Origin of the sequence: Streptomyces sp. WAC05292 (assembly GCF_003949955.1) — a bacterium.
In the GTDB taxonomy this organism is placed as follows: Bacteria; Actinomycetota; Actinomycetes; order Streptomycetales; family Streptomycetaceae; genus Streptomyces; species Streptomyces globosus.
Map to the genome: position 1 here is coordinate 1 of NZ_RPSE01000245.1, position 9,270 is coordinate 9,270.

The 9,270-nt window shown below is 73.1% G+C and carries 10 protein-coding genes and 2 pseudogenes; 5 read left to right on the plus strand and 7 right to left on the minus strand.

Features of this window, described 5'->3' with window-relative positions; all coding sequences use genetic code 11:
- Window positions 1–200: pseudogene (locus EF903_RS34250) on the plus strand (hypothetical protein); the annotation flags it as partial.
- 161 nt (window positions 201–361) lie between these two features.
- A complete protein-coding gene (locus tag EF903_RS22305; protein WP_125545880.1) occupies window positions 362–709 on the plus strand; it encodes a hypothetical protein in 348 nt (115 codons plus the stop codon).
- Between the two features lie 81 nt (window positions 710–790).
- Here EF903_RS22305 and EF903_RS22310 read toward each other — a convergent pair whose 3' ends face one another.
- Window positions 791–1,030, minus strand: coding sequence for a chaplin (locus EF903_RS22310; protein WP_114057925.1), 240 nt, complete (start codon window positions 1,028–1,030; stop codon window positions 791–793).
- Window positions 1,031–1,210: 180 nt separating this feature from the next.
- Window positions 1,211–1,690, minus strand: a complete 480-nt coding sequence (locus tag EF903_RS34765) for a hypothetical protein (RefSeq protein ID WP_221888759.1) — start codon at window positions 1,688–1,690, stop codon at window positions 1,211–1,213.
- A 280-nt stretch (window positions 1,691–1,970) separates the two neighbouring features.
- On the opposite strand from EF903_RS34765, the gene EF903_RS22320 reads away from it, so the two are divergent.
- Window positions 1,971–2,381 (plus strand): rodlin, encoded by a 411-nt coding sequence (locus tag EF903_RS22320; protein ID WP_114058975.1) that lies wholly within the window; start codon window positions 1,971–1,973, stop codon window positions 2,379–2,381.
- Between the two features lie 96 nt (window positions 2,382–2,477).
- Here the strand turns inward: EF903_RS22320 and EF903_RS22325 are convergent, their stop codons facing one another.
- Complete coding sequence (locus tag EF903_RS22325) at window positions 2,478–3,119, minus strand: vitamin K epoxide reductase family protein (RefSeq protein ID WP_185902771.1); 642 nt, start codon at window positions 3,117–3,119, stop codon at window positions 2,478–2,480.
- A 193-nt stretch (window positions 3,120–3,312) separates the two neighbouring features.
- Here EF903_RS22325 and EF903_RS22330 point away from each other — a divergent pair, with 193 nt between their 5' ends.
- On the plus strand, window positions 3,313–4,092 hold the full coding sequence (locus EF903_RS22330; protein WP_125545884.1) for a DUF6227 family protein: 780 nt from the start codon (window positions 3,313–3,315) through the stop codon (window positions 4,090–4,092).
- A 97-nt stretch (window positions 4,093–4,189) separates the two neighbouring features.
- On the opposite strand, the gene EF903_RS22335 is transcribed toward EF903_RS22330, so the two are convergent.
- The gene (locus EF903_RS22335; RefSeq protein WP_125545886.1) at window positions 4,190–5,782 is read right to left on the minus strand and encodes an MFS transporter; all 1,593 of its coding nucleotides are present in this window, start codon (window positions 5,780–5,782) and stop codon (window positions 4,190–4,192) included.
- 61 nt (window positions 5,783–5,843) lie between these two features.
- Between EF903_RS22335 and EF903_RS22340 the strand changes: the two genes are divergently transcribed.
- Window positions 5,844–6,851 carry a YafY family protein gene (locus tag EF903_RS22340; RefSeq protein ID WP_125545888.1) on the plus strand — a complete coding sequence of 336 codons (1,008 nt, stop codon included), beginning with the start codon at window positions 5,844–5,846 and terminating at the stop codon, window positions 6,849–6,851.
- Here EF903_RS22340 and EF903_RS22345 read toward each other — a convergent pair.
- From EF903_RS22345 to EF903_RS22355, 3 genes and pseudogenes are all read right to left on the minus strand, one after another.
- Window positions 6,815–7,033, minus strand: a pseudogene (locus EF903_RS22345) (response regulator transcription factor); the annotation flags it as partial. The gene EF903_RS22340 and the pseudogene EF903_RS22345 sit on opposite strands and share 37 nt — an antisense overlap.
- Before the next feature lie 149 nt (window positions 7,034–7,182).
- On the minus strand, window positions 7,183–8,160 hold the full coding sequence (locus tag EF903_RS22350; protein WP_125545890.1) for an RNA polymerase sigma factor RpoD/SigA: 978 nt from the start codon (window positions 8,158–8,160) through the stop codon (window positions 7,183–7,185).
- 339 nt (window positions 8,161–8,499) lie between these two features.
- The coding region (locus tag EF903_RS22355) for a dioxygenase (protein ID WP_260615787.1) at window positions 8,500–9,270 on the minus strand (771 nt) is incomplete at its 5' end.

A 9,270-nucleotide genomic window follows, 5' to 3' on the forward strand; every position in this document is an offset into this window, starting at 1 on the left:
GGACGTGCGCCCCCGGCACCTGGGCACCCGGCTCCCCGGCACCGGCGGCGCACGTCCCGGCGCACGTCCCGGCGCCCTCCGCCGCCACCACCGCGGTGCTCGCGGAGACCGGCGCCGGCCAGGCGGGTGCCGCGGCGATCCTCGCCTCGGCACTCGTCCTCGGCGGCGCCATCCTGTACCGCAGGTCCCGTATCGCCTGATCCGCCGCCCCACCGGTTTCTCGCGACACGACGCGGCCGGAGAATCCCCTGCCGGATTCTCCGGCCGTCGCCGTGCGCTCGTACGCGTTTCCGCGGCGGCGGGGAATCGTTGTGCAGGGCAAAAGCGGTGCGACGGTCACCGCTGGAAAAGGATTTCGAAAATGAAGCTCACGAAGGTCGCCGCGGTCCTCGCCGGCTCCGTTGCCGCCCTCGGCGCGTCCACGGGTGCGTTCGCCGCGGAGAACCCGGCCGCGATGCCCCCCATGAGCCTGACGGGCGGCGCCACCGAGGCCTTCGACGCGCTCGCCCCCGTCACCGAGCAGCTCCCGACGACCGTCGGCAACGGCATCGCCGAGCAGGGAGAGACCGTCGACAAGGTGGTGGGGACGGCCCAGCAGCTCAACAAGGTCCGCAACAACGCCCCGGGCGAGCTCCTCGGCCTGGCCAACCAGGCCACCCAGGCCTCCCCACTGCTCGGAGGCGTCCAGCTCAACGGCGGAGCGTCCTGACCCCCCGACCCCGCAACGCACCGTGGGCGCCACCGGCGAGGCCGGTGGCGCCCACGGGCGCATGTCCTGCTGGCGTCGGCGTCAGGCGTTGACGCAGGTGTTGCCGAACGCCGGGTTCAGCAGGGCGATGATGTTCACGGTGTTGCCGCAGACGTTCACCGGGACGTGGACCGGGACCTGAACGAGGTTGCCCGAGAGCACGCCCGGCGAGCCCACGGCCGCACCCTCGGCCGTCGAGTCGGCGAGGGCGGTACCGGTGGCGCCCGCCGCGGCGAGACCGGCGGAGGCCAGGACCAGGGCGGCCTTCTTGGCAGAGTTCATGGGAGCTGCACCTTCTGTTTCGACGTTCTGCCCCGACCGGGGCTCACACCGAGAGAAACGGTCCAGCCTCCCAGACGGACACGGTCCCGCGCACGGTCTGACCTGTTCAGCCCAATCCCTCGCAACCGCGCACGGTTTCCGGCCGCCCGTCCGGGCCCCCGCGGGCCTGCGCGGGGCCGCTCAGGCCCGCTTGGGGACGGCGGGCACCTCCGGGGTCTCGGGCACCTCCGGGACCTCGGGAACCTCCGGGACCTCGGGGACCTCCGGGACCTCGGGAATCTCCGGCAGCTCGGGAATCTCCGGCAGCTCCGGGATCCCGGGGATCTCCGGGAGCTCCGGCAGGCCGGGGACGGCCGGCAGGCTCGGCAGCGCCGGGAGCTGGATGGGCGGCAGCTGCACCCCGGGCAGCAGGCCCTGGAGGGACGCCAGGAGCCCGTCGAGGGTCTGCGTGAGCCCGGCGAGGAGGTCGTCGACCGGGCCGGCGGCCGCTGCCCTGCGCTCCTCGACCTGCTGCCTGGCCGTCGCGACCCGCTCGCGCAGGTCTGCGGCCGTGCCGCCGTCGGCGGCGCCCGCGGGTGCGGCCGCGCCGGTGAGTATGACGGCCGCGAGGGCCGACGGGACGAGGACGCGTGCACGGAGGCGGGACGGCTTCGAGCGCATGGAGGTTCCTTCGGTGGGGACACAAAGCGGACGGAAGCGATCCGCTTCGCCACCCACCGTGAGAAGTCCTTGCACGGAGCGCAACCGGAACCCACGCCCGAACGCGATTCCTGCTGGCTGCGTACGGGCTTCGCGCAGGCGTCCGGAACGGACTCACCCGGGCCGGGGAAAAGCCCCGCGGCAACGGGCCGTTTGAGTGAAGGCGCGGAACCAAGCCGGGCCGGGGCCAGTTGACCAGGGCGCTCCACTAGCGGGCACTCGTGCGACAAAAGGACCAATGATGCTCAAGAAGATCATGACTGCCGCCGCGGTCACCGCCGCCGCCGTCGGTGCGGGCGCTGCCGTTGCCGCTCCGGCCATGGCCATCGGCAACGACAACGGGGTCAACACCGTCAACGGCAACGGCTCCCAGCAGATCTACGGCAACCAGAAGACCGCCGGCGACATGAGCCCGCAGCTCAGCCTGGTCCAGGGCACCCTCAACAAGCCCTGTGTCGGCCTGCCGGTCAAGGTCAACGCCCAGTCGATCCTCGCGCTCGTCAACGTCGGCGTCCAGGACATCAACGTCCTGTCCAACCCGATGAACCAGCAGTGCGTCGAGAACTCGACCCAGGCCAAGGGCGACGAGCCGCTCTCCCACATCCTGAGCAACATCCCGGTCCTGTCCGGCAACGCCTCCGTCGGCAGCTGACCTGGATCACCCGCCACCCGGGCCCTGCCCGTGGAGACGTGACGAGGCCCCGGCGGCACCCGGCCGCCGGGGCCTCCGCATGCCCCGGGCCGCCCCTCAGCCCGTCCAGAAGTCCCACCACCGGGTCAGGACGAGCATGCCGATGACCCCGACGTGCAGGGCCGGCGGCGCCCAGGCGAACTCGGTGAAGAACCCGCGGACGGGGCCGGGCGCGGGCAGCGCGCCCGTCCGGACGGTGTGCGCGGTCACCGCCCAGAACATCAGCAGCGTCGCGACCCACGTCAGGCAGCACCACAGGCACAGCGCGTTGATCTCGTACAGGGACTGGACCATCAGCCAGGTGCAGAAGCCGACGCCGAACGCGCAGCCGGCGTTCAATCCCAGCCAGAACCAGGTGCGGTAGCGCGCGCCGGCCAGCAGGCCCGCCCCCGCGCACACCACGGCGCCGAACGCGGCCAGCCCGAGCATCGGGTTGGGGAAGCCGAAGACCGCCGCCTGGTCGCTCTGCATGACGCTGCCGCAGGAGACCACCGGGTTGAGGCTGCACGCCGGCTTGAAGTCCGGGTCCTCCAGCAGCAGGAACTTGTCGAGGGTGATCACCCAGGAGGCCAGCACCCCGGCGGCGCCGGTGAGGACGAGCAGCCAGGCCAACGCCCTGGGAGCCGGGGAGGGTTCGCCTTGCCGACGGGTGACGGGCCGCCCCTGCTGGCGGGGGACGCCCACTGTTTTCGTTGCCATACGGCCCATGGTCCCCCGCTCCGTGACAGACCGGGGCGAACCATGCGCATTCCCAGGCAAGTTGACCTGAAAAGGTGGCGGGAACCCCCGGCGCTTCCCGGACGTTTTACCGAACCCCGGACGTGATGCCAGACCCAGGGGCTACGTTGTGCTCCCGCGAAGTCACCCGCTGCGACGGCCTGGAGAACCCACCTTGAGCGATCCGTACGAGACAACCGAGGCGCACCTCGAGCGACTCCTGGGCCGCGCCCTCAACTCCTATGACCTGCCGGACCGGTTGGTCGAGCGCCTCGGGTCGGCGCTCGCCCACAGTTCTTCGCTCCACACCACCGCCCACAGCCCGGCCGCGGGGCGGTGGCGGGAGATCCACCGGCACACCTACCTGCTGCCCGACGGCACGTCGGCCTCGCTGTGGGAGCTGGTCCACCGGCACGAGCACGACCGGGAGCTGCGGCACGAGGTGTTCGCGAGCCGGGAGGAGACCCGGCTCGCCGCGGCGCGGCTGTTCGGGGAGGCCGCCGCGCAGCCGGTGTTCGACCCGGCGCTGGAGGGCGTGTTCGCCGCGGTGGAGGAGGAGGGCGACGCGGAAGCGGCGGCCCTGGGCGCCCTGTTCGGCCCGCAGGCGGCGGATCGGCGGCACCGCGAGTACGCGGTGGAGCAGTCCGCCGACCACGCCCGGCGGGTGCTGCGGCGGGCCGAGAACCCGGACCGGCCCGGGCCCGAGGCGGCGCTGCTGCTGCGCTCGGCGTACGCCCACAGGATCACGCAGGCGTTCGGCACCCGGCAGTGCCTCGCGGACGGCCGGGACGCCGGCTTCCGGCTGTACGAGCACGCGTTCCTGCTGCTCGACGGGAGCGAGGTCAGCCTGTGGGAGGTCGAGCACACGGCGACGCCGGACGGGCGCCACATGTGCGAGGTGTACGCGACTGAGGCGGCCGCCCGCGGGGCGATGGAGGTCCGCGCCCACGGCTGAGGGCGGCCCGCTCCCCCGGGCCGCGGGTTCCCGCACAAGGGGACGGGCACGTCCGCTCGGGAGCGGACGTGCCCGTCTCGGGGGTGCGTGGGCCGGGTCAGGCCGCCGGGACCTTCTCCGGGGTGCCCGGAGCCCCGTCCGCGGCCTGCTCGCCGCCCTCGCGCTCCTGCGCGGGGAGTGACCTGCGGGGCAGGGTGAACATCACGGCGAAGATCAGGACCAGGACGGCCGCGATCCACCACAGGGCGCCGCGGAAGGCCTCGGCGTACGGGGCGCCGAAGGCGTTGTCGTCGTCGATCAGCCCGAAGAAGACGACCGAGGTCAGGCCGAGGCCGAGGGCGTTGCCCATCTGGCCGGTGGTGTTGATCAGGCCGGATGCGGATCCGGCGTGCTCGCGCGGGACCTCGGAGAGCACGGTGTCGGTGAGCGGGGCGACGATCAGGCCCATGCCGATGCCCATGACGACCAGCGGGGCCGCCATCTGCCAGGAGGCGATGGCCATGCCGTAGTGCTCGGACTCCCAGATGTAGAGCAGGATGCCCGCGGCCATGGTGAGCGCGCCCGCCTGGAGGACCTTGCGGCCGAAGCGGGGCACGAGCTTCTGCACGGACAGGCCCGCGGCCGCGGAGACGGCGATGGAGAACGGGATGCCGGTGGTGCCGGCGCGCAGGGCGCTCCAGCCGAGGCCGACCTGCATGTACAGCGTCCAGACGAGGAAGAAGATGCCGGTCGCCAGGCCGAAGGTGAGCTGGACGGCGATGCCGCCCGCGAAGCTGCGGATCTTGAACAGGGAGAGCTCGACCAGCGGGGAGCCGTCCTTGCGGATCTTGTACTTCTCGTAGGCGATGAAGGCGACGAAGACGAACGGCGCCGCGACCATCGAGATGAAGCCCCACAGCGGCCAGTCGTTCTCCCGGCCGTGGGTGAGCGGGAAGATCAGCATGACCAGGCCGAGGGTGGCCAGGACGACCCCGACGAGGTCGAGGCGCAGGGCGCGCGGGGCCTTGGACTCGGTGATGAACGCCCGGCCGAGGAGCACGCCGGCGATGCCGACGGGCAGGTTGATCAGGAAGATCGGGCGCCATTCGAGGCCGAAGAGGTTCCACTGGGTCAGCAGGGCGCCGAGCATGGGGCCGGAGACGGCGCCGAGGCCGACGATGGCGCCGAACATGCCGAAGACCTTGCCGCGCTCGTGCGGCGGGAAGGTGACGTGGATGATCGCCAGCACCTGCGGGACCATCAGCGACGCCATCGCGCCCTGGAGGATGCGGGCGGCGACCAGCACGTCGGGGGTGGGGGCGATGCCGCAGAGCAGCGAGGCGGCGGTGAAGCCGGCGATGCCGACGAGGAAGAGCCGCTTGCGGCCGTAGATGTCGCCGAGACGGCCGCCGGTGATCAGGCCCGCGGCGAAGGCGAGGGCGTAGCCGGCGGTGATCCACTGGATGGCGCTGGTGGAGGCGCCGAAGTCGCCGCGCATGGAAGGTATCGCGATGTTGACGATCGTGACGTCGACCAGGTCCATGAAGGCGGCGGTCATCACGATGGCGAGTGCCAGCCAGCGGCGGCGGTCGGCGGCCGGGGCCGCTGCGGCGGCGGTGTCGGAGTCGGAAAGGTCGGGAAGGTCGGTGTTCCGCTTCTCTCGTGCGGGCCCGTCGTCGGTTCCGGGCGATGTCGTGGTCGTCTCGGTCATGGGAAGAACCTAGACCGGATGTAGGTCCGTTCGTGTCCTATTTCGCTGGCAGGCTGTTTCCATGACCGACACTCCGGCACGACTGCTGACCCTGCTCTCCCTGCTGCAGACCCCGCGCGAGTGGCCCGGCAGCGAACTGGCCGGCCGCCTACGGGTGAGTACGCGCACCATCCGCCGGGACATCGACCGGCTGCGGGAGCTCGGCTACCCCGTGGAGGCGACGCTCGGGGCCGAGGGCGGCTACCGGCTTGTGGCGGGGGCGGCGATGCCGCCGCTGCTGCTGGACGACGAGGAGGCCGTCGCCATCGCGGTGGGGCTCCGCGCGGGGGCCGGGCACGCGATCGAGGGAGTGGAGGAGGCGTCCGTACGGGCGCTGGCCAAACTGGAGCAGGTCCTGCCGGGGCGGCTGCGGCACCGGGTGGGGGCGCTGCAGTCCGCGACGATCGCCGTGACCCGCGGGGACGGCGCCACCGTCGACCCGCGGACGCTGACGGCGATGGCGGGCGCGGTGGCCGGGCCGGAGCGGCTGCGGTTCGCCTACCGGGACCGGGACGGGGCGCACACGAAGCGGCTGGTGGAGCCGTACCGGCTGGTGAGCACGGGCAGCCGCTGGTACCTGGTGGCGTACGACCTGGAGCGGGACGACTGGCGGACCTTCCGGGTGGACCGGGTCGCCGACCCGTTCCCGACGGGAGCCCGCTTCACGCCGCGCGAGCTGCCGATGGACGCCGTGGACTTCGTCCGGCGGGGGCTGCGGGGGCGGGAGACGTACGAGGTGGAGGTCTCCTTCGGGGTGCCGGCGCAGGAGCTGCCGCAGTGGCTGCAGACGCACGCCGAGGTCTCCCCGGAGCCCGGGGACGCCGGGCGCTGCCGGGCGCGGTTCGAGAGCGGGGACGCCGCGGAGTGGGTCGCGGCCCGGCTGGCCCTGACGGGCCTGCCCTTCACGGTGCACGGACCGGCCTCCCTCACGGCGGCCGCCCGCGACCTCGCCGGCCGGCTGACGGCGGGGGCCGGGGCGGGAGCGGGAGCGGGTCAGGAGCGGCGCGGGGCCACCAGGCCGGACTCGTAGGCGAGGACGACGAGCTGGGCGCGGTCGCGGGCGCCGAGCTTGGCCATGGCCCGGTTGAGGTGGGTCTTGGCGGTGGCCGGGCTGATGACCAGCCGGTCGGCGATCTCGTCGTTGGACAGGCCGTGCGCGGCCAGGGCCACCGCCTCCCGCTCGCGTCCGGTCAGCACCTCCAGCCCGCTGCCGGTGCGGGCGGGTGCTCCTCGGGCGCCGGGTCCTGGCGCGCTGCCGTCGGGCACCGGCCGGATGACCGGACGACCGCCCTGCCTTCCCGGCCCGGCGCAAGGTGCGGCGCCGCCCCCGGCGGGCCGGGGGCGGGGGTGCGGCGCAGGCGTCAGGCCACGGCGTCGAAGCCGGTGTCGTGGGCCATGCGCTTCAGCTCCAGCAGGGCGTGCTTCTCGATCTGGCGGATCCGCTCGCGGGTCAGGCCGTGCTGCTTGCCGACCTCCGTCAGGGTCCGCTCGCGGCCGTCGTCTATGCCGTACCGCATCTTGATGATCGACGCCGTGCGCTGGTCGAGCTTGCCCAGCAGGTCCTCCAGCTCCTCGCTGCGCAGCAGGGAGAGGACGGACTGCTCGGGGGAGACGGCGGAGGTGTCCTCCAGGAGGTCGCCGAACTGGGTCTCGCCCTCGTCGTCCACGGACATGTTCAGGCTGACCGGGTCGCGGGCCCAGTCCAGGACGTCGCCCACGCGCTTCTCGGTCGTGTCCAGCTCGGCGGCGATCTCCGCGTGCTCCGGGTCGCGGCCGTTCTCGCGGTTGAACTCCCGCTGGACGCGGCGGATGCGGCCGAGCTCCTCGACGAGGTGGACGGGCAGCCGGATGGTGCGGGACTGGTCGGCGATGGAGCGGGTGATGGCCTGGCGGATCCACCACGTCGCGTACGTGGAGAACTTGAAGCCCTTGGTGTAGTCGAACTTCTCCACGGCGCGCACCAGGCCGGCGTTGCCCTCCTGGATCAGGTCGAGGAGGGGGAGGCCGCTGCGGGGGTAGCGGCGGGCGACGGCGACGACGAGGCGCAGGTTGGAGCGGATGAAGACCTCCTTGGCGTGCTCGCCCTGGGCGACGAGGGCCTCCAGCTCCTCGCGGGTGGGGCCGGCCCCCTTGCGCTCCACGCCGCCTTCGAGGATCTCCCGCGCGTACACGCCGGCCTCGATGATCTGCGAGAGCTCCACTTCCTTGGCCGCGTCGAGCAGCGGGGTGCGCGCGATCTCGTCCAGGTACATGCCGACCAGGTCGCGGTCGGCGATCTCCCCGCCCGCTGCGCGGGCGCTGCCCGTGGACTCGTTGCGGGCGACGGCGCGGGTTGCCATGCGTGCTCCCTTGCAAAGTGTTAGGTCGCGGTGCGGCTGCTGGAACGCGGCTGCGCGTCCCCGGACACTCTCCCGAGTGCCCGCTTCCGATGGAAACAACGACTGGAAACGGGACAGAATTCCCACGCCGGTCGATGTTTTTCGCGATCTTGCAGTATCCTGCCCCGCCGCCCTGCCCGAGGGGGGACGGGCGGCGTTTCCGGATCGCGAAGAGATGCAGGTCAGAGCAGGGGCGGGGACCATTCGGGGCGGCGCTGCACCGGGTCGTTGCTCCCGCCCCTGGAGACGCCGTCCCGGCCCGTCCGGTTGCCCGCGCGTGCCGAACGTCCGCGCCGGCGGTCAGCCGAACTGGACGGAGCGCTTCGACAGGCCCATCCAGAAGCCGTCCACCGCGTCCGAACGGCGGCCGAGGTCGCCGGCGGCGTCCGCGGCGCCGAGGGTGACGAACAGGGGCGCGAAGTGCTCCGTGCGCGGGTGGGCCAGGCGGCCGGCCGGCGCCTTGGCCTCGAAGTCGAGCAGGGCGTCGAGGTCGCCCGAGTCGAGGGCCTCCCGGCCCCACGCGTCGAACTCCGCAGACCAGGCGGGAACGCCGGGCCCGGTGTGCCGGAGCGCGGCCAGGTTGTGGGTGAAGAAGCCGCTGCCGACGATCAGGACGCCCTCGTCGCGCAGCGGGGCGAGCCGGCGGCCGATCTCCATCAGCCGCTCGGGGTCCAGGGTCGGCATGGAGACCTGGAGGACCGGTACGTCGGCGTCCGGGTACATCTCGACGAGGGGGACGTACGCGCCGTGGTCGAGGCCCCGGTCCGGGACGTCCTGGACGGGCATGCCGGGGGCGCGCAGCAGCGCCCGCACGGACGCGGCGAGCCGCGGGGCGCCGGGGGCGCCGTAGCGGACCCGGTAGTAGTGCTCGGGGAAGCCCCAGAAGTCGTACACGAGCGGGACGGTCTCGGTGGCGCCGAGCGCCAGCGGGGCCTCCTCCCAGTGGGCGGAGACCACGAGGACGGCGCGCGGGCGCGGCAGCGACGCCGACCAGGCGGCCAGCTCGGCCGGCCAGACCGGGTCGTCGGCCAGCGGCGGGGCGCCGTGGCTCAGGTACAGGGCGGGCATGCG